Source organism: Stenotrophomonas chelatiphaga, from assembly GCF_001431535.1.
GTDB classification, from domain to species: domain Bacteria; phylum Pseudomonadota; class Gammaproteobacteria; order Xanthomonadales; family Xanthomonadaceae; genus Stenotrophomonas; species Stenotrophomonas chelatiphaga.
In genome coordinates this window covers 69345-94755 of record NZ_LDJK01000060.1, presented here as the reverse complement: position 1 = coordinate 94755, position 25411 = coordinate 69345, and the positions used below count along the sequence as shown (strand labels likewise).

General features: G+C 65.2%; 20 protein-coding genes. 10 read left to right on the top strand and 10 right to left on the bottom strand.

The features are described 5' to 3' along the window. Positions 1 to 186: 186 nt before the first annotated feature. Positions 187 to 1749: a DNA recombination protein RmuC gene (locus ABB28_RS13130; RefSeq protein ID WP_057509039.1), complete on the bottom strand. Its 1563-nt coding sequence runs from the start codon at positions 1747 to 1749 to the stop codon at positions 187 to 189. 295 nt (positions 1750 to 2044) lie between these two features. After that, entirely contained in the window at positions 2045 to 3052 is a 1008-nt protein-coding gene (locus ABB28_RS13125) for a zinc-binding alcohol dehydrogenase family protein (RefSeq protein WP_057509038.1), read from the bottom strand. 92 nt (positions 3053 to 3144) lie between these two features. On the opposite strand from ABB28_RS13125, the gene ABB28_RS13120 reads away from it, so the two are divergent. From ABB28_RS13120 to ABB28_RS13110, 3 genes are all read left to right on the top strand, one after another. Further along, on the top strand, positions 3145 to 4062 hold the full coding sequence (locus ABB28_RS13120) for a LysR family transcriptional regulator (RefSeq protein ID WP_057509046.1): 918 nt from the start codon (positions 3145 to 3147) through the stop codon (positions 4060 to 4062). A 210-nt stretch (positions 4063 to 4272) separates the two neighbouring features. Continuing rightward, positions 4273 to 4905, top strand: a complete 633-nt coding sequence (gene leuE / locus ABB28_RS13115) for a leucine efflux protein LeuE (RefSeq protein ID WP_057509037.1) — start codon at positions 4273 to 4275, stop codon at positions 4903 to 4905. A gap of 136 nt (positions 4906 to 5041) precedes the next feature. Continuing rightward, positions 5042 to 6469 (top strand): amino acid permease, encoded by a 1428-nt coding sequence (locus tag ABB28_RS13110; protein WP_057509036.1) that lies wholly within the window; start codon positions 5042 to 5044, stop codon positions 6467 to 6469. 104 nt (positions 6470 to 6573) lie between these two features. Here the strand turns inward: ABB28_RS13110 and ABB28_RS13105 are convergent, their stop codons facing one another. Both ABB28_RS13105 and ABB28_RS13100 read right to left on the bottom strand, forming a co-directional pair. Then, the gene (locus ABB28_RS13105) at positions 6574 to 7803 is read right to left on the bottom strand and encodes a dipeptidase (protein ID WP_057509035.1); all 1230 of its coding nucleotides are present in this window, start codon (positions 7801 to 7803) and stop codon (positions 6574 to 6576) included. A 96-nt stretch (positions 7804 to 7899) separates the two neighbouring features. After that, positions 7900 to 9066, bottom strand: a complete 1167-nt coding sequence (locus ABB28_RS13100) for a class I SAM-dependent rRNA methyltransferase (protein ID WP_057509034.1) — start codon at positions 9064 to 9066, stop codon at positions 7900 to 7902. Positions 9067 to 9462: 396 nt separating this feature from the next. On the opposite strand from ABB28_RS13100, the gene ABB28_RS13095 reads away from it, so the two are divergent. The 3 genes from ABB28_RS13095 (at position 9463) to ABB28_RS13085 (ending at position 11764) form a co-directional block, all read left to right on the top strand. Next, positions 9463 to 10419, top strand: a complete 957-nt coding sequence (locus ABB28_RS13095) for a TerC family protein (protein ID WP_057509033.1) — start codon at positions 9463 to 9465, stop codon at positions 10417 to 10419. Positions 10420 to 10555: 136 nt separating this feature from the next. Continuing rightward, positions 10556 to 11332, top strand: a complete 777-nt coding sequence (locus tag ABB28_RS13090) for a rhomboid family intramembrane serine protease (RefSeq protein WP_057509032.1) — start codon at positions 10556 to 10558, stop codon at positions 11330 to 11332. A gap of 228 nt (positions 11333 to 11560) precedes the next feature. Beyond that, a complete protein-coding gene (locus ABB28_RS13085; protein WP_057509031.1) occupies positions 11561 to 11764 on the top strand; it encodes a hypothetical protein in 204 nt (67 codons plus the stop codon). A gap of 4 nt (positions 11765 to 11768) precedes the next feature. Here ABB28_RS13085 and ABB28_RS13080 read toward each other — a convergent pair whose 3' ends face one another. The 6 genes from ABB28_RS13080 to rpmH all read right to left on the bottom strand — a co-directional run bounded on the left by ABB28_RS13080 (position 11769) and on the right by rpmH (position 17929). Beyond that, positions 11769 to 12860 (bottom strand): glycerophosphodiester phosphodiesterase, encoded by a 1092-nt coding sequence (locus ABB28_RS13080; protein ID WP_057509030.1) that lies wholly within the window; start codon positions 12858 to 12860, stop codon positions 11769 to 11771. A 68-nt stretch (positions 12861 to 12928) separates the two neighbouring features. Further along, positions 12929 to 13978: a PDDEXK nuclease domain-containing protein gene (locus tag ABB28_RS13075; RefSeq protein WP_057509029.1), complete on the bottom strand. Its 1050-nt coding sequence runs from the start codon at positions 13976 to 13978 to the stop codon at positions 12929 to 12931. 185 nt (positions 13979 to 14163) lie between these two features. Then, positions 14164 to 15516, bottom strand: a complete 1353-nt coding sequence (mnmE, locus tag ABB28_RS13070) for a tRNA uridine-5-carboxymethylaminomethyl(34) synthesis GTPase MnmE (protein ID WP_057509028.1) — start codon at positions 15514 to 15516, stop codon at positions 14164 to 14166. 75 nt (positions 15517 to 15591) lie between these two features. Next, entirely contained in the window at positions 15592 to 17289 is a 1698-nt protein-coding gene (yidC, locus tag ABB28_RS13065) for a membrane protein insertase YidC (protein WP_057509027.1), read from the bottom strand. Beyond that, the gene (gene rnpA / locus ABB28_RS13060; protein ID WP_083492029.1) at positions 17289 to 17783 is read right to left on the bottom strand and encodes a ribonuclease P protein component; all 495 of its coding nucleotides are present in this window, start codon (positions 17781 to 17783) and stop codon (positions 17289 to 17291) included. Before rnpA ends, yidC begins: the two co-directional genes overlap by 1 nt. Before the next feature lie 5 nt (positions 17784 to 17788). Next, a complete protein-coding gene (gene rpmH, locus ABB28_RS13055) occupies positions 17789 to 17929 on the bottom strand; it encodes a 50S ribosomal protein L34 (RefSeq protein WP_006404565.1) in 141 nt (46 codons plus the stop codon). 254 nt (positions 17930 to 18183) lie between these two features. Here rpmH and dnaA point away from each other — a divergent pair, with 254 nt between their 5' ends. The 4 genes from dnaA (at position 18184) to gyrB (ending at position 25373) form a co-directional block, all read left to right on the top strand. Further along, entirely contained in the window at positions 18184 to 19539 is a 1356-nt protein-coding gene (gene dnaA / locus ABB28_RS13050) for a chromosomal replication initiator protein DnaA (protein ID WP_057509026.1), read from the top strand. A 275-nt stretch (positions 19540 to 19814) separates the two neighbouring features. Further along, positions 19815 to 20915 carry a DNA polymerase III subunit beta gene (gene dnaN, locus ABB28_RS13045; RefSeq protein ID WP_042612143.1) on the top strand — a complete coding sequence of 367 codons (1101 nt, stop codon included), beginning with the start codon at positions 19815 to 19817 and terminating at the stop codon, positions 20913 to 20915. Between the two features lie 794 nt (positions 20916 to 21709). Further along, positions 21710 to 22804 carry a DNA replication/repair protein RecF gene (recF, locus tag ABB28_RS13040; RefSeq protein WP_057509025.1) on the top strand — a complete coding sequence of 365 codons (1095 nt, stop codon included), beginning with the start codon at positions 21710 to 21712 and terminating at the stop codon, positions 22802 to 22804. A 109-nt stretch (positions 22805 to 22913) separates the two neighbouring features. Next, positions 22914 to 25373 carry a DNA topoisomerase (ATP-hydrolyzing) subunit B gene (gene gyrB / locus ABB28_RS13035; RefSeq protein WP_057509024.1) on the top strand — a complete coding sequence of 820 codons (2460 nt, stop codon included), beginning with the start codon at positions 22914 to 22916 and terminating at the stop codon, positions 25371 to 25373. Positions 25374 to 25411 lie beyond the last annotated feature (38 nt).

The following is a 25411-nucleotide window of genomic DNA, read 5'->3' as shown; positions in this document are numbered from 1 at the left end:
GGCGGCATCCAGCGCGGCCACGGCCGGCACCGTGTCGGCAGCCGACGAGGCGGTATCCGGGCGACTACCGCCGAAGGCACAGCCGGCAAGGGAAGTCACCAGCAACAGGCTGGTCAGCAGGGAAAGGCGCATCGGCGGTATCCATCAGGGTGCGGGTCGGTCACCGAGGATACCGAAGCGATGTGTCTACTCTTCGTCAGGCCCTGCCAGTTGCTGCACGGTATCGGGCTGCAGTTCAGGCGGCAGCGCTTTCTTGGCCTTGCTGCCCAGCTCGGCCAACCTTCGCGCGCGGCTGATCGCCGAGTGTCGCGAATCCTGCAGCCGGTTGCGGGCATTGGAGAACGCGGTGGTGGCGTCTTCGAGCTTCTTGCCGACGTTGTTGAAATCGGTCAGGAAGGCCATCAGCGCGTCCAGCACCAGGCCACCGGCATCGCTGATCTGCAACGCCTGCTTCTGCACCTTGTCGCGCGTCCACAACCGCTCGGCCACGCGCAGCAGCGCCATCAGCGTATTGGGCGAAGCGAATACCACTTTGTTGTCGAAGGCATAGGTCTGCAGCGAAGGATCGGCCGACAGCGCGGCCGACAAGGCGCCTTCGATCGGCACGAAGGCGATGGTCACATCCAGCGTCTGCTCTTCGCCCATCGCCTTGGGATAGTTGCGCACGCCAAGGTCGCGCACGTGTGCGCGCAGCGCGGTGGCATGCCGCAGCAGGGCCTCGCCGCTGGCGTCGGGGGTCACCGCGTTCATGGCTTCCTGCCACGCCACCAGGTTGACCTTACTGTCGACCACGATGCTGCGCTGGTCCGGGAAGTTCACCACCACGTCCGGGCGCAGGCGTTCGCCTTCGTCATCCACCACGTGCTGCTGGCGTTTGTAGTGCACGCCTTCTTCCAGCCCGGAGCCGCGCAGCACGGTTTCCAGCATCAGCTCGCCCCAGTCGCCGCGCACCTTCGCATTGCCCTTCAAGGCATTGGTCAGTGCCGCCGCCTGCGAGGCCATGTCCTGGTTGAGCGTCTTCAGCTCACCCACCGCGCCGAGCAGGCTGGCCCGTTCGCGGGCTTCTTCGGCATACAGCACGTCGACCCGGCCGCGGAACTCCTGCAGGCGTTCGGTGAAGGGTTTCAGCAGGTTCTCGATGTCCTGCCGCGACTGCCCGGTGGCATGGCGCACGTTCTTCTCGAACTGCTGTCCACGTTCTTCGAAGACCTTGCCGGCCAGTTCGGCGAAGGCGCCGCTCAGCTTCTCCTTGGCACTGTCCAGGTAGGCGCGCAGTTCGTCGCTGGCCTGCTGGGAGTGCTGCAGGTTGGCCTGCATGCGGGTGTGCTCGCCATGCAGCTGCTGGTAGGTCTCGCGCTGGGCGTGCAGCTGCTGCTGCGCATCGGCCAGCTGCGCCTGCAACTGCTGCAGCGCGTTGCCGCGTTCGACCAGGCGGGTGTCACGCTCGCTGGCCAGTGCGGCGTCGCGTTCGATGCGTGCCTGTGCTGCGCTGAGCGCCTGCTGCGCTTCCAGTCCACGTCGGCGTTCGCCTTCGATGTCGTCCTGCAGCGACTGCAGGCGTCCACGCAGCTGGCCGGCGTCGACCTGTGCGGCCAGGCTGCGGTCGCGTTCGTCGGCCAGCGCCTGGCGCAGTGCGTCCAGCTCGTGGGTGTCGGTGCCGCTACCGGAGCGGCGCAGCACCACCACCAGCAGGACAAGGATGACGGCCAGCAACAGCACGGCCAGTAGAGCAAGCGTCTGGGTTTCCATGCCGCTAGTTTAGGCGGCTGCCGTCTCATGCGCTGCGCCGGGGGTGGTTGGTCGAGCGGGTGGAACCCCCTCGCGGCTGTCAGGCTTCCAGCAGGGCTGGGTGTCGGGTGGGGCGGGGAGGTTATGCGGGGCACGCGCAAGTACGTCCATGTAGCTCTTCGCGGCTCCTGCCGCTCAAGGCCCCGCATAACCTCCCTGCCCCACCCGCTGACGGTTGTTCGCTTGCTGTCAGCCGCGTTGAAAGAAAAGAGAGAGGGGTCTGTGACCCCGGTTGCGACCCCGATGCCTGGGAGGCTTACCAGCCTTCCAGCACGATCTTGCCCTTGGCTTTCTGGCTTTCGATCAGCGCGTGCGCGCGGCGCAGGTTGGCGGCGTTGATGCGGCCCAGGTTTTCGCCCAGCGTGGTGCGCAGTACGCCGGCGTCGATCAAGCCGGCGACGCGGTTGAGCAGGACGTGCTGCTGTTGCATGTCGGCGGTCTGGTGCAGCGGCCGGGCGAACATGAACTCCCAGTGCAGCGAGGCGGATTTGCGCTTCAGCGCCATCACGTCCAGCTGGCCCGGGTCGTCGATCAGGCCGAGCTGGCCCTGCGGTGCCAGTACTTCGATGATCTGTGCGTAATGCTGGTCGGTGTGGGTCAGGCTGGCCACGTGTTCGACATGCGCGATGCCAAGCCGTGCCAGGCCTTCGGACAGCGGCTGGCTGTGGTCGATGACATGGTGCGCGCCCAGTGCGTACACCCAGTCCTGGGTTTCCGGGCGCGAGGCGGTGCCGACCACGGTCAGCTTGGTCAGCTGGCGGGCCAGCTGCACCAGGATCGAGCCGACGCCTCCGGCCGCGCCGATCACCAGCAGGGTCTGCCCTTCGCCCTTGCCCTCGGCGATGCGCAGGCGGTCGAACAGCAGTTCCCATGCGGTGATCGCGGTCAGCGGCAGTGCCGCGGCACTGGCGTCGTCCAGGCTGGACGGCTTGCGGCCGACAATGCGTTCGTCCACCAGCTGGTACTCGGCATTGCTGCCGGCACGGTCGATGGCGCCGGCGTAGTAGACCTCGTCGCCGGGCTGGAACAGGGTGACCTCGCTGCCCACTGCATCCACCACGCCCACCGCATCGAAGCCGAGCACGCGCGGGGTTTCAGTGGCAGCGTTGCGGCGCACCTTGGCGTCGACCGGGTTCACCGCCACGGCCTTGACCGCCACGCGCAGGTCGCGCGGGCCCGGGGTGGGGATGTCCAGATCGATATCGACCAGGGAGGTGGCGTCGTCCGGCGACAGGCCGGCGTGGGTATAGGCAACAGCGCGCATGGGGTGACTCCGCAGCGGGGGAATGCGCTCAGGATGGACGCTGCAGGTGACGCTGGAAAGGCGCAGAATCGTTCATCACTTTCTCTGCTGTGGTGAAAATGGTCCGCTTCGATGACCTGCAGCTGTTCGTGCGTACGGCGGCGCTGGGCAGTTTCAGCCGTGCAGCGCGCGAGGTGGACCTGCTGCCCGGGCAGGTGGCCGCGGCGATCGCACGGCTGGAGCGCGAGCTCGACCTGCGCCTGTTCGTACGCACCACCCGCAGCCTGCGCCTGACGGCCGAAGGCGCGCAGTACCTGCCTTATGCACAGGAAGGCCTGGCAACGCTGCGCGAGGGTCAGGCGCGGGTGCAGGGCGAGGCCGCCGAACTGGCCGGCACCCTGCAGGTGGCGGCGCCGTCCGATCTCGGCCGCAACGTGCTGCTGCCCTGGCTGACCGCGTTCCGGCGTGCGCATCCGCGGCTGCAGCTGCACCTGCAGCTGTCCGACCAGGTGGCCGATGTGTTCCGCGATCCGGTCGATATCGCCTTCCGGCTGGGCCGTTTCGACAACGCCAGCTATGTCGCCCTGCCGCTGCTGGCGGGCAACCGCCGCGTGCTGGTGGCGTCTCCCGCCTACCTGCAGGCGCACCCGGCACCGGACAGCCTGGATGCGCTGAAGGACCACGCCTGCCTGCTGTACCAGCTGGGTGGCCGCACCCACGACCGCTGGAGTTTCGAACAGGACGGCCGCCGCAGCGTGGTGGCGGTGCGTGGTGCGCTGCTGTGCGACGACGCCGACGTGGTGCGTCGCTGGGCGGTGGCTGGCGAGGGCATCGCCTACAAATCGTGGCTGGATGTCGGTGATGACGTACGCGCCGGGCGCCTGCAGGTGCTGCTCGACGGCCAGGGCGAGAGCCTGCCGTTGAACCTGGTCTGCCCGCACCGCAAGCAGTTTTCGCCGGCGGTGCGGCAGCTGCATGGGTTCCTGGGCGAGCGGCTGACGCCGTTGCTGCAGGGATTGCCCAGCGGGTAGTGACGGCCGCTGGCCGTCAGCGCGTGAACTGGTGGGTGACGATTGCCTTGGGGGGTAACGATTGCCTTGGTGGGTGACGACCGTTGGTCGTCACGGCGTTGCCGCTGCGCTCGCCGAGCGTGGCTCGGCGCTACCCACCCCAGCGCCCGGTAGTGACGGCCGTTGGCCGTCACTACAATGAAGCCCCCTGCGTTGAACGAGTAAGCCGCCATGCCGTGGATGGGCATCCAGGACCTGTGGACCTTCCTGGTCGCCGTGCTGGTGTTCCTGGCCCTGCCGGGTCCGGGCACCTTCACCCTGCTCACCGCCACCGGCCGCGGTGGCGTGCGCGGTGGCTATACGGCGCTGGCCGGCCTGCTGGTGGGCGACCAGATCCTGATGTGGCTGGCGCTGGCCGGCGTGGCCGCGCTGCTGAAAGCCAACCCGACCGTGTTCCATGCCGTGCAGTACCTGGGCGCGGCCTACCTGGTGTGGGTGGGCATCAGCCTGCTGCGCACGCCGAAGGCCGACGGCGGCGACCTGCCGGGCAGCGTGCGGCTGGCACCGGGCCACTACTTCCGCCAGGCGATCCTGGTCAGCCTGCTCAACCCGAAGGCGATCCTGTTCTACATGGCGTTCCTGCCGCTGTTCATCGACCCGCGCCAGCACCAGGGCGTGGCCACCTTCGCCGCGCTGGCCGGGATCATCTTCGTGGTCAGCGTGGCGTACTGCTCGCTGCTGATCGGCGCGGGCAACCTGGCCCGTCGGCGGTTGATCCAGCATCCGCGCGTCAGTGACCTGCTGCGGCGCGTGGCCGGCGTATTCCTGCTGGGCTTCGGCATCCGGCTCGGGTTGAACGGCTGAGCCGTTGTGCCGATTCCGGCAGAACATGCCTGATGCAACGCATGGCGGTTTGTCAATGAGCGTCCGTCAGTAGTAATGCTGCGCCGCGTTCGGTCACACTCGGGCACTTGTCGTTCCCAGTCACCACGAGGCCCGCATGTCATTGCTCCGGCGCAAATCCCTGGATACCGTCACCGTCCATGAAGCCGGAAGGCAGCTGGTCCGTACGCTGAGTTGGCCGCACCTGATCGCGCTGGGCATCGGCGCCATCGTCGGTACCGGCATCTACACGCTGATCGGCGTGGGTGCCAACCTGGCCGGTCCGGCGGTGCTGATCTCCTTCGCCATCGCCGGTGCGGTCTGCGCCTGCGCCGCGCTGTCGTATGCCGAACTGGCGACGATGATGCCGGCCTCCGGCAGTGCCTATACCTACAGTTACACCGCGCTCGGCGAGATCTTCGCCTGGGTGGTCGGCTGGAGCCTGATCCTGGAGTACTCGCTGGTGGTGAGTACCGTGGCCGTCGGCTGGTCGGGCTACTTCGTCGGCTTCCTGGAATGGGTGAACAGCCAGATGGGCATCGACATCCGCCTGCCGCTGGCACTGTCGGCCGGCCCGCACGTGGAAGGCGGTGTGTTCAACCTGCCGGCCGTGCTGATCACCTGGCTGGTAGCCGGTGGCCTGATGCTGGGCACCAAGGAAAGCGCCACGCTGAATGCCGTACTGGTCGTGCTCAAGCTGATCGCGCTGGGGGTGTTCATCGCCGTGGCCCTGCCGGCGTTCGACAGCGCCAACCTGCAGCCGTTCATGCCGTATGGCTTCGCCAAATCGCTGGGCCCGGACGGGTTGGAGCGCGGCGTCATGGCAGCCGCGGCGATCATCTTCTTCGCCTTCTACGGCTTCGATGCGATCGCCACCGCCGCCGAAGAAACCAAGAACCCGGGCCGCGACCTGTCGATCGGCATCATCGGTTCGATGGTCGGCTGCACCATCGTCTACATGCTGGTCGCGCTGGCTGCGGTCGGTGCGATGAGCTATGCGGTGTTCGGCAGCAGCGCCGAGCCGCTGGCGCTGATCATGCGCCAGCTGGGCCACCCGACCGCCGCGCTGATCATCGGCGTCGTGGCCATCGTGGCGCTGCCCACCGTGCTGCTGGCTTTCATGTTCGGCCAGAGCCGGGTGTTCTTCGTCATGGGCCGCGACGGCATGCTGCCGCGCCGCCTGTCCAATGTCAGCAAGCGCACCGGCACGCCGGTGGCGACCACGCTGTTCAGTGCGCTGCTGGTGTCGGCGCTGGCCGGCGTGGCGCGGCTGGATGAAATCGCCGCACTGGCCAATGCCGGTACGCTGGCCGCCTTCACCGCGGTGGGCGTGTGCCTGGTGGTGATGCGCCGCCGTGAACCGGATCGCGCGCGCACCTTCCGCACGCCGCTGGCCTGGATCGTCGGTCCGGCCGCCGCGCTGGGCTGTGTGTATCTGTTCTTCAGCCTGCCGCACAGCACCCAGCTGTATTTCCTGATCTGGAACGTGATCGGGCTGGCGGTGTACTTCCTGTACAGCCGCCGCAATGCGGTGCTGGGCCGGTAGGCGGTGACGGCCGCTGGCCGTCGAACGCGGTGATATCGGGCTGACGGCCAGCGGCCGTCACTACCGTCTGTGGCTGACGGCCAGCGGCCGTCACTACCGGCCGGTCAGGGTCGGGCGTGGTCCTGCGCCTGCTGCATCACCCGCAGCAGGTTGCCGCCCCAGATGCCGGCGATCTGCTTTTCGTCGTAGCCGCGCCGCAGCAGCCAGGCGGTGATCTTCGGCAGCTGGCTGACATCGCGCAGGTCGGTCAGCCCGCCGCCGCCATCCCAGTCCAGGCCGATGCCCACGTGCTCCGGGCCGACCACATCGAGGATGTGGCCCATGTGTGCGAAGAAGTCATCCAGGCTGGCGTGGCGCACCGGGTATTGCCGGTCCAGCGCGTCTTCCGCGCGCTGCAGTTCCTCGCCCTGCGCGATGCTCATCCTGTCCCAGCCGCCCAGCCGCTTGCTCAGCGCGTCTTCGGCTGCCTTGCGCGCAGGGCTCTTGCCGGGGTCCACCAGGTAGCCGCCGTAGGCATTCACCTGGATCACCCCGCCGGCCTTGGCCAGCTGGCGCAGGCGCGCATCGTCGAGATTGCGCGGGTGGTCATGGATCGCCTTGGCTGAACTGTGCGACAGCACGAACGGGACCGGCATCATCGCGATGAGCTGGTCGAACACCGCATCGGAGGCATGCGACTGATCGATGACGATGCCCCGTTTCACCGCTTCGTTGACCAGCGCGCGGCCGGCCGGGCTCAGCCCGTTCCACTCCGGCCCCTTCGGGTTGGTGGCCGAATCGGCGAACTCGTTGGTGGCGAAGTGCACGGTGCTCAGCATGCGCAGCCCGGCCTGGTGGTAGAAGCCCAGCAGGCTGGGATCGGCCACCAGCGGACTGGCGTTTTCCATGCTGATGAACACCACGCGCTTGCCGTCGGCCTTGATCCGCAGCGCATCGGCCGGGGTCAGCGCCAGCGCGAAGCGATCGCTGTTGGCGGCCAGCATGGTGCGGATGTCGAGCAGCCGCTGCAGGCCGGCATCACGTTCGCGCAGATGGGCGGTGGCACTGCGGTCACCCTGGCCGGTATAGATCGCCCAGAAGCCACCGTCCAGCGCCCCTTCCACCATGCGCGGGTAATCCACCTGGGACAGCGCGTTGTGGTCATGGCGGTTGCCGATGTCGAAGCCATCGCGGGCGAAGTTGGCCGGCGTATCCAGATGGCTGTCCAGGGTCAGCAGGCGCTGCTGAAGGGACGTGGCGCGCTGCAGTTCGGCGGCGCTGAAATCGATGGCATGGACGGACAGCGGCGTGCTGAGCGCCAGGGCAAGCAGCAGCGGCAGGCGACGCAGGATCATGCAGGTCTCACCGGGAACGGGGAGACCTGACCATAGCCTGCGCGCCTTGGCGGGTCCATGTGACGACCCACGGTCGTCACCCACCGGGATGCGCGGTTACAGCACGCGGCAGAACACGGCCTTGAGGTAACGCGATTCCTGCACGTGGGCCATGAACGGGTGGTCGGGACCGGCGCCGGACACCTTCAGGATCTGGATGGTGCGGCCGGAATAGAACGCCGCACGCCGCAGCATGTCCAGGAACTGGTCTTCGGCCACCAGGCCGGTGCACGAGAACGTGGCGAACAGGCCGCCCGGCTTGACCACGCCGAGCGCCAGCTTGTTCATGTCCAGGTACTTCTTCAGCGCGCTGATGACCTGGTCGCGGTCGCGGGTCATCTTCGCCGGGTCCAGGATCACCACGTCGTACTGCTCGCCGCGGTTGGCGGCATCGCGCAGCCACGGGAAGATGTCGGACTGCACGAACTTCGGCCGCACGTTGTTGAGCTTGGCGTTGCCCTTGGCGATCTGGATCACGTCCTCGTCGATGTCGATGCCGACGACTTCACTGGCACCGCGCGCGGCGGCGTACACCGCGAAACCGCCGGTGTTGCAGCACAGGTCGAGCACGGTCTTGCCTTCGACCTGCTGGCTCAACCATTCGCGGTTGTCGCGCTGGTCGGCGAAGAAGCCGGTCTTGTGCGCACCGGCCGGGTCGGCGCGGAACTTCACGCCGTGCTCGGTGATCACCGAGGCTTCGGTGGTGGTGTTGCCATGGAAGTCGAAGCTTTCCTGCTTCTGCACATGCTCATCGGCGAAGCTGTGGAAACGGCAGCCCGGGAACTGTTCGCTCAGGGCTTCGTAGATCCACTCGCGGTGGCGGAACATGCCGGCGGCAAAGAACTCCACCACCACCAGGTCGCCATAGCGATCCACCACCAGCCCGGACAGGCCGTCGCCTTCGCTGTGCACCACGCGCCAGGCATCACTGACCGCATCCAGCTTCAGCGTGTCGCGACGCAGTTCCACCGCCTGGGCGATCTTGCGCGAGAACCAGCCGGCGTCGACTGGCACGCGCTCGTCGGTTTCCAGGATGCGCACGGCAATGCGCGAATGCCCGTTGTAGAAGCCACGCCCGATGAAGTCCCCTTCCACGCCGAAGACATCGACGATGGTGCCGGGCTTGGGCCGGACGGCCGGTTTTTCGACCAGTTTCTGGAAGATCCACGGGTGGCTGGAACGCCAGGCATTCTTGAGACGGACTGAGGGGGCAGAGGTATTCATCGGCCTATTGTAATCGCTGCGGTAGGGAGGGCCGCAGTCCGCGGTTGTGACGGCCGCTGGCCCCTGTAGTGACAGCCGCTGGCCGTCACTCGCGCGATTCCTGCTTGACGGCCAGCGGCCGTCACTTTGGGCTGAAGCGGCCGTCACGAGCCGGCGATTGACGCGGCGCCGGGATGCCCGCAGAATCGGCGCCAGAAGGGGAGTAGCTCCCAACGTTGTCGCCGTCAATTCGAGCCCGCAGGCTCCGGTGCAACGGCAGTCCCACTACATCGGGGCTGCGAGCGAGACCTTCGCCGTACCGGCGAAGCTCTGTCCCTGGATCCCCCTCCCGATCCTCCGTTGCAGATCCTCGCCGTCCGGCTTGCGGCTTTTTTCTCTTTCCCAACGGACAAACCCATGCAGACGATCGGTAATTTGTGGTTATGGCTCGGCTTCGGCGCGGTGGTGATCATCGCGCTGCTGGTCGACCTGGTATTGATGCGCCACGGCGGCCCACACAAGGTCACCTTCAAGGAGGCCCTGTGGTGGTCGATCGGCTGGGTGCTGCTCGCCCTGGCCTTCAATGGTGGCCTCTGGTACTACCTGAACGAGACCGCCGGCCAGGTGGTGGCGAACAAGGTCGGCCTGGAGTTCCTGACCGGCTATCTGGTCGAAAAGGCCTTGGCCGTCGACAACATCTTCGTCTTCCTGATGATCATGGGCTACTTCGCGGTGCCCGAAGAACAACGGCAGAAGGTGCTGATCATCGGCATCCTCGGCGCGATCGTGCTGCGTACGATCATGATCTTCGCCGGCAGCGTGCTGATTACCAAGTTCCACTGGCTGCTCTACGTGTTCGGCGCCTTCCTGCTGTTCACCGGCTGGAAGATGTGGTTCTCGGCCGGCCAGGAGCCGGACCTGGAAACCAATCCCGCGCTGCGCTGGATGCGCAAGCACCTGCGCCTGCTGCCGGACTACGCCGGTAATGCGATGAGCGTCATGCGCGACGGCAAGCGCTGGTACACCCCGCTGTTCGCCGTGCTGATCCTGATCGCGGTGACCGACGTGATCTTCGCGGTGGACAGCATCCCGGCCATCTTCGCCATCACCACCGACCCGTTCATCGTGCTGACCTCGAACGTGTTCGCGGTGCTGGGCCTGCGCGCGATGTTCTTCCTGCTGGCCGGCATGGCCGATCGCTTCCACCTGCTGCCCTACGGTCTGGCGCTGGTGCTGGGCTTCATCGGCATCAAGATGATGATCATCGACCTGTTCAAGATCCCGACCCCGATCTCGCTGGGCGTGGTCGCGCTGATCATCGCCGTCACCGTGGTGCTGAGCCTGAAGATCCCGCCGAAGCACGACAAGGCCTGATCGATCGCGTTACCGGTCCTGCGGGGCCGGCAGCGCGCGCTGCAACGACGGGCCGGCGGGGATTATCCCGCCGGCCCGTTTTACTTTCCCACCCCGCCGGGGTTGGTTTCGCCCCGGCCACCGCCATTGCTTGGATATGAACGCCAATGCACCCGTGCCCGCCGGCGACAACCCGGCCCCGCCTACCGATCGCCTGCGCATCCTGCGCGCCTTCAACCTGAGCCTCGGCGCCGTGGTGCTGCTGGTGGCCGTGTTCGCGCTGCAGGACTACGTGGACTGGCGGCCGTGGGCCGTGGCGCCGTTGGAGATGGCTGGCCTGCTGGGCCTGCTCGGTGCGCCGCTGCTGCACGGGTCGGTGGAACACATCGCCGCCAACAGCGTGGCCCTGCTGATCCTCGGCACGCTGGCCGGCAGCGTCTATCCAAAGGCCACCCTGCGCGCGCTGCCGCTGCTGTGGATCGGCTCCGGCATCGGCGCCTGGCTGCTGGGGGATCCGGGCAGCCGGCACCTGGGCGCCAGTGGCGTCACCCATGGCCTGATGTTCCTGCTGGCCAGCCTGGGCCTGCTGCGCCGCGACCGCGCCGCCATCGCCACCGGGCTGATCGGCATGCTGTTTTATGGCGGCATGTTGATGACCGTGCTGCCGCATACGCCCGGCGTGTCCTGGCAGTCGCACATGGGCGGGGCGTTCGCGGGCATCATCGCCGCGCTGCTGTTCCGCAACAGCGATCCGATGGCCGCCCGCCCACGCTACAGCTGGGAAGACGAAGAGGATTCCATCGAAGCCCTGCCCGACGACGAGCTGGAGCCGCCCTCCCCGCGCCAGGTGCCGGTGCTGTGGCAGCCACGCGAAGGGCAGGACTACGTGGTGCTGCCGTTCCGCCGCCCGGGCCAGGACGACGCACCGCGCTGATCGCCCGCCGGTTCGATCTGGAGGGTGACGATCGTTCTGGTGGGTGACGATCGTTGTGGTGGGTGACGATCGTTCTGGTGGGTGACGACCGTTGGTCGTCACGCGCTCTCGTCTTTCAAATTTCCGTCATAGACGCGGCTCGGCCGCCTTGTCCAAGATGTACCGGCTGGAGCCCACAGGCCCAGCCGGGTGTGGCGTCCCGTTTGACCCGCTGCAAGGAAAAACCGCATGGGAGTCTTCCCGCCCCCTGGCGCATCGATCGACAACATGGTGCTGTATCTGGTGATCGGCGGCCTGCTGCTGGTCGTAAGCCTGCTGGTGTTGCATATCGCGTCGCGTGATCCCGTGGCCCGTCGCTGCTGCCGCTGTGGCGATCCGCGTCGCTGTCCCTTGCGCCGCGGCCGCGGCTCGAGCCTGTCTGCCGGCAAGTAGCGGCTCAGCGACCGTCGACGGCCTTTCGCCCCAGTGCCGGGTCATCGGTGAAGAAGGCATCGATGCCCGTGTCGAGGTAGGCGCGCATTTCGGCGATGGAGCCCTCCGGGTTGCGGGCATTGGCGGCACCGCTGCGCAGGTTCGCGGCGATGAAAAGATTCTCCGGGCGGAAGGTGTACGGAACCACCATCAATCCCGCCGCATGCGCATCGCGCACCAGCGAAGTCGGCGTACCCAGCGCGCCATTGGCGTCCAGCGGAATGATCGAACGCAACTCCGGTCCGATGCCGTCAGCGTAGGTCGCCATCTCCTTGAGCCCAGCAGGCGTCAGCATCTGCGCATAGGTCAGCGCACCGCCCGCCTTGGCCACGTCGGCCGGCTTGGCATCGCCCTTCCAGGTCAGCTGCAGCAGGCGGATGTTGCTGCCGCGGCCGATCTTGCCACGCAGGTAACGCAGGTTGGCCGTCTCGAACGACTGCAGTGTCACCGGACCCACCTTGGTATACGGGTTGGCCTGCAGCGCAGCGAGCACCTTGTCTTCCATCGGCAGGCCGATGGACTGGAAGTAGCTGGGATGCTTGATCTCCGGTACCAGCCCGATGCCGCGGTTGGCGCGTCCGGCCTGCTGCACCAGGAAAGCCAGGATTTCATCGAAGCTGGCAATGCGGAACTGGCCGTCGAAGGCGGTGCTGCGCTGCTGTGGCAGGCGCTCGCGCGCGTACAGCGTCTTCAGCTCGGCCAGGGTGAAGTCTTCGGTGAACCAGCCCTCGACCTTTTCACCGTCGATGGTCTTGGTGGTGCGGCGATCGGCGAATTCTTCGCGCGATGCGACGTCGGTGGTCCCGCTGATCTCGTTCTCGTGGCGGGCCACCAGCGCGCCGTCCTTGGTCATCACCAGATCCGGTTCGATGTAGTCGGCGCCGTCGGTGATGGCCTGTGCATAGGCGGCCAGGGTGTGTTCGGGCAGCAGGGCGCTGGCCCCGCGGTGGGCATAGACCGAGGCCTTGCCCGGTGCGGCTGATGAAGATTCGGCGCTCATGGCCAACGATGGTGCCACGGCCAGCGACAACAGCAATGCACAACCCCACGACTTCACGGACTATCCCCTTGGATGACGAATGCGGCGAGTATGCGTCTGCAATATGACAGGGGGAGGTAGGCAGGTCACCCGGCCAGGGTCGGGCCGTCTGCAAGCTCTTTCTCGAGCTGTTCGATGCTGGGCAGGCTGGTCTGCAGCGGTTCGGGCAGCGGTCCCAGGACCTTGTACTCGGCAACCCCCATGGGTTGGGCGTTCTCACTCAGGGCGTACTCCGCAACGACTTTGTTGCGTTCCTTGCACAACAACAATCCAAGGGTCGGATTGTCATCGGCCCGCTTCTTCTGCTGGTTCACGGCCGTCAGATAGAAGCCCAGTTGCCCCAGATGCTCGGGTTTGAACTTGCCTGCCTTCAGTTCTACGACGACATAGCAGCGAAGGTGCAGGTGGTAGAACAGTAGATCGATGAAGAATTCTTCCCCCGCCACTTCGATGAGCACCTGCCTGCCTACGAATGCGAAACCGGCACCCAGCTCCAGGAGGAAGTCAGTGGCGTGCCGGACCAGGCCGTCTTCCAGTTCGCGCTCGCTGGCCTCGCGTCCTACCGCAAGAAAGTCGAATCGATAGGGATCTTTGAGCGTTTCGCGGGCGAGGTCTGAATGTGCCTTGGGCAACCGCAACTCGAAGTTGGTGACGGCGCTACCGGTGCGCTCGAGCAACTTTCCTTCTATGTTCAGCGCCAGCACGCTCCGCGACCAGTTGTGCTGTATGGCCTGGTTCGCGTACCAGATACGTTGCGGGGCAGTCGACAACTTTTCCAGCAGAGTCAATTGGTGATACCACGGTAATTGTGCAAGCACCTCTTGCACAAATTCCGGATCCGGCCAGGCGTCGGCAAAGGCACGCATGTACTTGAGGTTTCGCGGCGAGAAGCCCTTGGCGTGGGGGAAGGCCAGCCTGAGATCATGGGCCAGGCGATCGATGACCTTGCTCCCCCATCCCTGCCCGGACTGGCGGACGAGAATGTCGCGCCCCATCTCCCAGTAGAGCAGGACGAGCTCACGGTTGACGGCCAGCGCGGCGCGTTGCTGGGCAGAGTTGATGCGGTGTTTCAGCTCGTCCAGCCAATCCGCGTAGCCTTCCGGCGGCGTGATCAGCGCGATCGGGTGATGGGTCATGGCAGTCTTCCGGCAGTCACACCAGCGTGTGCTGCAAGGAACGGTCAGACCATGCGTTTATCTTCAACTGTTGATCGTTCTTACTGAAGATTGCGGACGAATTCCTGTCATCCGCTTATCGTCCGCTCTCGTTGTGCCATTGGAAGGCCGCCGGCCGACTGCGGCGCGACCAAGCGGCTCCAGCGCTACTTGCCGATGCAGAAGCTGGAGAAGATCCTGCCGAGCAGGTCATCGGCGCTCATCGCGCCGGTGATTTCGCCCAGCGCCTCGTGCGCCAGCCGCAGTTCTTCAGCGGCCAGTTCCAGGTGCTCGTGTGCCAGCTCGCCATCGGCCTGCAGTGCATGGTCCTGCGCGCGCTCGATGGCGTCGACATGGCGGGTGCGTGCGGAGAACTCGCCGTCCACCTGTTCGCCGGCACCGGCGCTGGCGATCATGCGCAGCCGCGCATGCAGGTCGTCCAGCCCGGCGCCGGTGGCGGCCGACACGAACACCCGATCCGGGTCGTCGCCGCCCTGCCCCGTGCCCGCCGGCAGCAGGTCGGATTTGTTGTGGATGTAGACCTTGTGCGGCACGTCCAACAACGATGCGCCGATCGCCGCTTCACCGGCGCCGGGATCGCGCGCGTCCAGCACGATCAGCGAGAGATCGGTGCGTTCGATCTCCACCCGCGCACGACGCATGCCTTCGCGTTCGATCGCATCGCCGCCATCGCGCAGGCCGGCGGTATCCACCAGGGTCAGCTCCAGGCCGTCCAGCCGGATGGTCTCGCGCAGCGTGTCGCGTGTGGTGCCGGCGATGTCGGTGACGATCGCCCGTTCGCTGCCGGCCAGCGCGTTGAGCAACGAACTCTTGCCGGCGTTGGGCGGGCCGATCAGCACGGCATGCAGGCCATCGCGCAAGCGGCGGCCTCGTTCGGCATCGCGGCGCAGCAGCGCCAGCGTTTCGCGTGCCTGCAGCAGGCCGCGCCGCACCTGCTCACCCCCCAATGTATCCAGCGGTTCGTCGGCGAAATCGATGGCCGCTTCGACGTGGATGCGCAACCTGACCAGCTGTTCGGCCACCTCGTCCACGCGGCGCGAGAACACCCCGTCCAGTGAACGGCGTGCCGCGCGTGCGGCGCGGTGGTCACCGGCCGCGATCAGGTCGGCGATGGCCTCGGCCTGGGCCAGATCCAGCTTTCCATTGAGGAATGCGCGTTCACTGAACTCTCCCGGCCGCGCCTGACGCGCACCGAGTGCGATGCAGCGGGCGACGAGCTGCTGCAGCACGACCGGGCTGCCGTGGCCCTGCAGTTCCACCACTTCTTCGCCGGTGAAGCTGTTCGGGGCCGGGAACCACAGCACGATGCCATCGTCGATCACCTCGTTTTCGGCATCGCGCAGCCTGGCGTAGTGCGCGTGGCGTGGGCGCAGCACGGGTGCCCCAAGCAGGTGGGCGATGGTCGCCGCGCGCGGTCCGGAAAGGCGCAGCATGCCCACCCCGCCGGCGCCGGCGGCAGTGGCGATGGCAACGATGGTGTCGGTAGCGGTGGTATCCATGACGATCATTGTGCGGCGTTGATCTGCAGACGGCCAGAAGCAGGAAACCCGCCTTGCGGCGGGTTCCTGTGTGGCTTACTTCTTGGTGGCGATGGCCGGGACCGGATCGCCGCCATGGCGCTTGGTCATCCACCACTGCTGCAGCAGGCCCAGGCCGCCGTTGACCACCCAGTACAGGACCAGGCCGGACGGCATGAAGGCCATCATGACGCCGAACACGATCGGCATCATCTGCATCATCTTCTGCTGCATCGGGTCCATGCCCGGTGCCGGGGTCAGCTTCTGCGTGGCCCACATCACCGCCACGTTGATCACCGGCAGGATGAAGTACGGATCACGCGCGGTCAGGTCCTGGATCCAGCCCAGCCACGGCGCCTGGCGCAGTTCGACCGACTCCACCAGCACCCAGTACAGGGCGAAGAAGATCGGCATCTGGATGAGGATCGGCAGGCAGCCGCCCATCGGATTGATCTTTTCCTTCTTGTACAGCTCCATCATCGCGGTCTGGAACTTCTGGCGGTCATCGCCGTAGCGTTCCTTCAGCTGCGCGATGCGCGGCTGGAAGCGGCGCATCTTCGCACCGCTCTTGTACTGCACCGCCGACAGCGGATACAGCACCAGCTTCAGCAGCACCACCAGGCCGACGATCGCCCAGCCCCAGTTGTTGACCAGCTTGTGCACCTGGTTCAACACCCAGAACAGACCCTGGCCGATCACCGCCATCAGCGAGAAGCGGCTGTAGTCGACCACGCGGTCCAGGCCCTTCACGTCTTCCTTGGCGATCTGGTTGACCAGCTTCGGACCCACCCACAGGCGGGCTTCGCTGCTGACCTGCTGGCCCGGGGCGACGTTGAACGCCGGGCCACGCGCTTCGATCTGGTCACGGCCGTTGTTCTGCGACAGCACGTAGTGCGCGACCTGGTCGGACTGCGGGATCCACGCGGTGAAGAAGTGGTGCTGCAGCATCGCCAGCCAACCGCCGGTGATGTTCTTGTTCAGTGCACCGTCGTCCAGGTAATCAGCGAAGGCACGGCGCTCGTAGCCGCCTTCGGTGCTGAACCAGGTGGCGCCGTTGAAGCTGAAGGAATCCGGGTTGGTCATGCTGCGCGACAGGATGGTCGGGCTGCGGTCCAGCGTGCGGTAGACGAAGCCGTTCCACGGGGCCGTGCCCTGGTTGCGGACCACGTCCTTGACCTTGATCGCGTACTCGTTGCGCGACAGGGTCAGGGTGCGGTCGATCACCACGCCGTTCGGACCGTTCCAGACGAACGGGATCTGCAGTTCCTTCTGGCCGTCGGCCAGCACGAACTCACGCTGGTCACCGACCAGCTTGAAGCCATCGGCGCCCGGAACCGGCACGCTCTTGTCTTCGCTGGCCCAGCCGCTGATCGCGCTGTACGGATGCGCGGCGTCTTCGGTCAGCAGGCGCACCGGCGGGCTGTTGTCGGCCTTGGTCTGCGGGAACTGCAGCAGCTCGGCGTCCAGCACGCGGCCACCATCGAGCACCAGGCGCAGCACGTCGGTGGTGACGGTCACCCGCTGGGTGGCCGGCGTGGCCGTTGCCTGTGCGGTGGTCGCCGCGGCATCGGCGCCGGGAACCTGCGCACCGGGCACGCCGCCGGGCGTGGCGCCGGGGACGGTCTGGTTGGCAGCGGCGACGGCGGTGGTGGTCTGCGTGACCGGCGGTGCGGCCTTTTCGCGGCCCCACTCCATCCACAACAGCACGGCCACCATCAGCCAGGCAAAGATAAGGAAAATACGGGTCTGGTTCATCAGCGGACAGGCTCTGCGGTGCCGGGGCGTGGTGCCGGCTCGTTCGAAGAAGGCGATGCGACGCCGTCGGAAGGCGGCATTGTGCCGTCCACGACCGGGGCGGGCAATGCACCAAGGCGTCGCAACAGGCGCAGGAAGGCCTGGCGGATCTCATCGTTGCTGGCGGCACGCGCAGCACTACGTGCCACGACGACGATGTCGCCCGGCAGCAGGTCAGCGCGGCAATGTCGCAAGGCGTCGCGCAGGACGCGCTTGATCCGGTTACGCCCTACGGCGTGCGGATCCACCTTGCGTGAAACGGCCAGACCCATCCTGGCCGGCCGGTCTTCTGGCAGCCAGTGAAGGGTCATCAGCGGTTCGGACACCCGGCGGGCGCCGTTGAAGACCGTAGAATATTCGGCACGCGTGCGAACCCGCGCAGAGCGAGGGAATCGCTTGCGCGGGTCAGCAGTACTCACTATCGGAAGGATTGCGTCTGCCGCGGACAGCGGCATGGCAATCAGGCGCTCAGGACTTTGCGGCCCTTGGCGCGGCGACGCGACAGGATCTTGCGGCCGTCAGCGGTCTTCATACGGGCACGGAAACCGTGGTCGCGCTTACGCTTGAGGTTGCTGGGCTGGAAAGTGCGCTTGGTGGCCATGTTGGGCCTCTCGTATGAAATGGACGGAAAGAACCGGAAATTCTAGAGGTACTTACCCCCTCGCGTCAAGCCCTTGTGACTACGCGATTTCATGGGGCTGTGCAATAGCTGTGGATGATTTTGTGAATAACTGTGGGACAAGCATTCCAGAGGCCGCCCGGCGATGGTAGTCTGAGTCATCCTTTTCCCCCTTTCCGGCCTGTCGGGACGGTGCTTTCAAGCGCCTGACCACCGGCCCAAGATGATTATTGCCGATGGATGCCTGGTCCCGTTGTCTGGAACGCCTTGAAGCGGAGTTCCCGCCTGAAGACGTTCACACCTGGCTGAAGCCGCTGCAGGCTGATCTGCGCGCTGACGCCTTGATCCTCTTCGCCCCCAATGCCTTCATCGTCGACCAGGTGCGCTCGCTGTACCTGCCGAGGATCCGCGAACTGCTGACCCACTTCGCTGGTTTTGGCGACGTTTTTCTTGAAATCGGCTCGCGTCCCCGCCCCATGGAGACGCAGATCGCGCCGAATCCGGGCCTGTTCACCGGGGGTGCCTCGCCGGCGCTGCCGCCTGCAGCCAGTGCGCCGGTGGTGCCGTTCGCCGGCAACATGGATTCGCATTACACCTTCGCCAACTTCGTCGAAGGCCGCAGCAACCAGCTGGGTCTGGCGGCGGCGTTCCAGGCGGCGCAGCGTCCGGGTGACCGCGCGCACAATCCGCTGCTGCTGTACGGAGGCACCGGGCTGGGCAAGACCCACCTGATGTTCGCTGCGGGCAACGCGATGCGCGAAGCCAACCCGCACGCCAAGGTGCTCTACCTGCGTTCGGAACAGTTCTTCAGCGCGATGATCCGGGCCCTGCAGGAAAAGACCATGGATCAGTTCAAGCGCCAGTTCCAGCAGGTGGACGCGCTGCTGATCGATGACATCCAGTTCTTCGCCGGCAAGGACCGCACCCAGGAAGAATTCTTCCACACCTTCAACGCGCTGTTCGACGGCAAGCAGCAGATCATCCTGACCTGCGACCGGTATCCGCGCGAAGTCGAAGGCCTGGAAGCGCGCCTGAAGTCGCGACTTGCCTGGGGCCTGTCGGTGGCCATCGAGCCACCGGACTTCGAGACCCGCGCCGCCATCGTGCTGGCCAAGGCTCGCGAACGCGGCGCTGAGATTCCCGACGATGTGGCGTTCCTGATAGCCAAGAAGATGCGCTCCAACGTGCGCGACCTCGAGGGCGCGCTGAATACCCTGACCGCGCGGGCCAATTTCACTGGCCGTGCGATCACCACGGAGTTCGCCCAGGAAACCCTGCGCGATCTGCTTCGGGCCCAGCAGCAGGCCATCAGCATTCCCAACATCCAGAAAACCGTCGCCGACTACTACGGCCTGCAGATCAAGGATCTGCTGTCCAAGCGTCGGACCCGGTCGCTGGCCCGTCCGCGCCAGGTCGCGATGGCCCTGACCAAGGAACTGACCGAGCACAGCCTGCCCGAGATCGGCGACGCCTTCGCAGGGCGGGACCACACCACGGTGCTGCACGGCTGCCGCCAGATCCGGACGTTGATGGAAACCGACGGCAAGCTGCGGGAAGACTGGGACAAGCTCATCCGCAAGCTGAGCGAATGATGCACGTACGCCGGTAAGGCGTCATCGCACAAAACGGTGCAGAATCCGGGGGCAAGCACGGGGCATGTTGTGGATAAAAAAGGCGTTCCAGATCCAGGGAATTCCATCCACAGCTTTCCCCCCCCTTTGAAGGGCGGTATTCCATAGGGTTTCGATGCACTAAAACCCTTTGGATTCAGATACTTGAGTGTGTTTTCCCTGAATTCTGGCTCTACCATCACCACCAAGCTTTTGATTTATTCCATATTTTTTAAAGCATAGGGGCACGGAACCACATGCGTTTCACACTGCAGCGCGAAGCCTTTCTCAAGCCGTTGGCGCAAGTCGTCAATGTGGTCGAACGCCGCCAGACCTTGCCGGTTCTGGCCAACTTCCTCGTACAGGTGCAGGACGGGCAGCTTTCGCTGACCGGTACCGACCTGGAAGTGGAAATGGTGTCGCGGATCGCAGTTGAAGACGCCGAGAACGGCGAAACCACCATTCCCGCCCGCAAGCTCTTCGAGATCATCCGCGCCCTGCCCGATGGCAGCCGGATCACCGTCTCGCAGACCGGTGACAAGATCACCGTGCAGGCCGGGCGTAGCCGTTTCACCCTGGCAACCCTGCCGGCCAACGACTTCCCGTCGGTGGACGAAGTGGAAGCCACCGAGCGCGTCGCCATCGGCGAAGCCACGCTGAAGGAGCTGATCGAACGAACCGCGTTCGCGATGGCACAGCAGGACGTGCGCTACTACCTCAACGGCCTGCTGTTCGACCTGCGCGGCGATACGTTGCGTACCGTTGCCACCGACGGGCACCGCCTGGCGCTGTGCGAAACGGACCTGGCCAAGCCCAGCGGTTCCAAGCGCCAGATCATCGTGCCGCGCAAGGGCGTGACCGAGCTGCAGCGTCTGCTGGAAAGCGGCGACCGAGAGATCGAACTGGAAGTCGGTCGCAGCCACGTGCGGGTCAAGCGCGACGATGTGACCTTCACCTCGAAGTTGATCGACGGTCGTTTCCCGGACTACGAGGCCGTGATTCCGATCGGTGCGGATCGCGAGGTCAAGGTCGATCGTGAAGCACTGCGTGCCTCGCTGCAGCGTGCCGCGATCCTGTCGAACGAGAAGTACCGCGGCATCCGCGTGGAAGTCTCGCCGGGCAACCTGAAAATCAGCGCGCACAACCCGGAGCAGGAGGAAGCCCAGGAAGAGATCGAGGCCGAGACCACGGTCAGCGATCTCGCGATCGGCTTCAACGTGAACTACGTGCTGGATGCCCTTTCCGCACTGCGCGATGAGTACGTCATCGTGCAGCTGCGTGATTCGAACTCCTCTGCGCTGGTTCGTGAAGCCAGCAGCGAGAAGTCGCGTCATGTGGTGATGCCGCTGCGTCTCTGACGTTCGGTTCCACGTGGAACAGGAAACGCCCGACTGGTTCGGGCGTTTTTTTTGGTTCCACGTGGAGCATTGCCATTGTGGGACCTGCGAGCGTTTGGATGCTCCGACTCTGCCATCCCCTGTTCGACGAGCGTGTCTACCGAGTGCTGATCTGCAATTTGGAAGTCAGCCCCGTTTGCAAGTCAATCAGCTGCGTCATCGCCCGTTGCTCTGCCCTGCCGCGCAGACGGCTATCCACACCCCTGCCGCGTGCTGATCGGAGGGTCTGCCAAGCTTTAAATCTGGGTATAAATCTAAAGCATGGTGGTGATGGTAGGGCCAGATTTCATGTATAACTAGCTTATGTGCATGATTTTAAAGGGTTTATTGGGGCTGAAACCCCCCTTCTAAGTGGGGGTCGGGCTGGGGGAATACCTGTGGATAGATTTTGAAGGCTCGTGAGCTCGACTTTTTATCCACAGATTTCCCAGTGCTTGTGTATAAGTCATCCAGAGGTTTTCCCGACGGGTTTCGAAGATAACGTGAATTCTTTGAAATCTGATGCGGCCCCTGGGCTGGGGCCCAGCAGAATTCAAGGATTTCACTGCGATCACGTGGAACCGTCACCAGGGACAGGCATGGATTCCTTGAAATCTGACGCGTGAAGCGGCCTTGGACCCCCAGAACGCAGGTGATTTTGGCCGGCGTAGGAAGCGCACCGGCCGCACTCTGCATCCGACAGGTGCACTTGACCGATGCAGTAAGCTGGTAGATCGCTCAACTTCCCGCACCGCCGGTGCCGACCGTCCCCCTCCATGCAGATCCGCCGTCTTTCCCTCCACCAGCTCCGTCGATTCGACGCGGCAGAACTGTTGCCGCAGCCCGGCATCAACCTGCTGACGGGCGACAATGGCGCCGGCAAGACCAGCGTTCTGGAAGCCCTGCACCTGATGGCCTATGGGCGCAGCTTCCGTGGCCGCGTCCGCGACGGCTTGATCCGTCAGGGACAGGAATCGTTGGAGATTTTCGTGGAATGGGACGAATCGAACGCGGAGGGCAGCGAAATCCGCCGGCGCGCGGGTCTTCGCCACTCGGGACAGGACTGGAAGGGCCGTCTGGACGGTGAGGATGTAGCGCAGCTCGGCAACCTGTGCGCTGCGTTGGCCGTGGTGACCTTCGAACCGGGCAGCCATGCGCTGGTCAGCGGTGGCGGCGAACCCCGTCGCCGTTTCCTGGATTGGGGCTTGTTCCACGTGGAACCCGACTTCCTTTCCTTGTGGCGCCGCTACTCGCGCGCCCTCAAGCAGCGCAACGCCCTGTTGAAGCAAGGCGGATCGCCGCGGATGCTGGATACGTGGGACCATGAGCTTGCCGAGGCCGGTGAGCCGCTTACCAGCCGCCGTCTTCATTACCTGGAACGTCTACAGGGCCGGGCCGTGGAACTTGCCGCGAATCTGGCCCCGCAGCTGGACCTGCAGTCGATGACGCTCAGCCCGGGTTGGCGCCGGCACGAGGTTTCACTGGCCGATGCGCTGCTGCTGGCACGTGAGCGCGATCGCCAGGCGGGCTATACCTCGGTCGGACCGCACCGCGCTGACTGGAGCGTCGGCTTTGGCAGCATTCCGGGCCGTGATGCCCTGTCCCGCGGGCAGGCGAAGCTGACCGCCCTCACCTGCCTGTTGGCGCAGGCTGAAGACTATGCGGTGGAGCGCGGGCACTGGCCGGTGATTGCGCTGGATGACTTGGGTTCGGAACTGGATCGCAACCATCAGGGCCGCGTATTGGACCGCCTGCTGGCCGGCCCGGCGCAGATATTCATCACCGCAACCGAGACCCCTGCACCGCTGCAGGATCGCACCGACATCGCCCGGTTCCACGTGGAACATGGCCAGGTCACGGGTGTGCCATAGTGGCCCACGGGGTAGACCTGCCCGGCTGGTATAATTCAGGTTGCACCACCCCCTCTTTCTCGGCGCGCCATTCGTTGGCGCCCGACCTGCGGAGCCTACGGCGAGCGCAATGACTGACGAACAGAACACCCCTGCAAATACTGGCACCTACGACGCCAACAGCATCACGGCGCTGGAAGGCCTGGAGGCCGTCCGCAAGCGCCCCGGCATGTACATCGGCGACGTCCATGACGGCACCGGCCTGCACCACATGGTGTTCGAAGTCGTCGACAACTCGATCGATGAAGCGCTCGCGGGGCACGCCGACCACGTGTCGGTGACGATCCATTCCGATGGTTCGGTAGGCGTATCGGACAACGGACGCGGTATCCCGACCGGCAAGCATGAGCAGATGAGCAGGAAGCTGGATCGCGAGGTCTCGGCGGCCGAGGTCGTCATGACGGTCCTGCATGCCGGCGGCAAGTTCGACGACAACAGCTACAAAGTGTCCGGCGGCCTGCACGGCGTGGGCGTCAGCGTGGTCAATGCGCTGTCGCAGAAGCTGACCCTGGACATCTACCAGGGCGGTTTCCACTACCACCAGGAATATGCCGACGGCGCCGCGGTGATGCCGCTGCAGCAGGTTGAAGCCAGCACCAAGCGCGGTACGACCCTGCGCTTCTGGCCGTCGACCACGGCATTCCACGACAACGTCGAGTTCCACTACGACATCCTGGCCCGTCGTCTGCGCGAACTGTCGTTCCTCAACTCCGGCGTCAAGATCGTGCTGATCGACCAGCGCGGAGAAGGTCGTCGCGATGATTTCCACTACGAAGGCGGCATCGCCAGCTTCGTGGAGCATCTTGCCCAGCTGAAGACCCCGCTGCATCCGAACGTGATCTCGGTGGTGGGCGAGCACAGCGGCATCACCGTGGAAGTGGCGCTGCAGTGGACCGATTCCTACCAGGAAACGATGTACTGCTTCACCAACAATATTCCGCAGAAGGACGGCGGCACCCATCTGGCCGGCTTCCGCGGCGCGCTGACGCGCGTGCTCAACAACTACATCGAACAGAACGGCATCGCCAAGCAGGCCAAGATCAACCTGACCGGCGATGACATGCGCGAAGGCATGATCGCGGTGCTGTCGGTGAAGGTGCCCGATCCCAGCTTCTCCAGCCAGACCAAGGAAAAGCTGGTCAGTTCGGATGTCCGTCCGGCGGTGGAAAACGCGTTCGGCCAGCGCCTGGAATCCTTCCTGCAGGAAAACCCGAACGAAGCCAAGGCCATCGCCGGCAAGATCGTCGATGCCGCGCGTGCGCGCGAAGCGGCCCGCAAAGCCCGCGACCTGACCCGCCGCAAGGGCGCGTTGGATATCGCCGGCCTGCCGGGCAAGCTGGCCGACTGCCAGGAAAAGGATCCGGCACTGTCGGAACTGTTCATCGTCGAGGGTGACTCGGCAGGTGGTTCGGCCAAGCAGGGCCGTAACCGCAAGAACCAGGCCGTGCTGCCGTTGCGCGGCAAGATCCTCAACGTGGAACGTGCACGCTTCGACCGCATGCTGGCGTCCGACCAGGTCGGCACGCTGATCACCGCGCTGGGCACCGGCATCGGCCGGGACGAGTACAACCCGGACAAGCTGCGTTACCACAAGATCATCATCATGACCGACGCCGACGTCGACGGTGCGCACATCCGTACGCTGCTGTTGACGTTCTTCTACCGTCAGATGCCTGAGCTTATCGAGCGCGGCTATGTCTATATCGGCCTGCCGCCGCTCTACAAGATCAAACAGGGCAAGACCGAGCTGTACCTGAAAGACGACCCGGCACTGGACAGTTACCTGGCCAGCAGCGCGGTGGAAAATGCGGCGCTGGTACCCGCGGCCGGCGAACCGCCGATCGACGGCGTCAACCTTGAAAAACTGCTGCTGAGCTATGCCGGCGCACTCGAAGCGATTGCGCGCAATGCGCACCGCTACGATCGCCAGCTGCTGGAATCGCTTGTCGATTTCATTCCGATGGACCTGGAGCACCTGCGCAATGCACCGGCCGGTGAAGGCCTGGATGCACTGGCTGCCCGCCTTAACCAGGGCAGCCTGGGCTCGGCGCGCTTCAGCCTGGAACTGCAGGAACCGAACGACCAGCGTCCGGCTGCCGTGCTGGTGACCCGTCGCCACATGGGCGAAGAGCATATCCAGGTGTTGCCGCTTGCGGCCTTCGACGGCGGCGAACTGCGTGCGCTCTATCAGGCCGCCAACCTGCTGCACGGCTTGGTCCGCGAAGGCGCCACCATCAATCGCGGTGCCAAATCCATCGAAGTGACCAGCTTTGCCCAGGCCCAGGCGTGGTTGCTCGAAGAGGCCAAGCGCGGTCGCCAGATCCAGCGATTCAAGGGTCTGGGCGAAATGAATCCGGAGCAGCTGTGGGACACCACGGTCAACCCGGATACCCGTCGCCTGCTGCAGGTGCGCATCGAAGATGCGGTCGCTGCGGACCAGATCTTCAGCACCCTGATGGGGGACGTGGTTGAACCGCGTCGTGACTTCATCGAAGACAACGCGCTGAAAGTCGCCAATCTGGATATCTGACACAATCGAAGGTTGCCGGCGCCCGGATCAATCCGGCG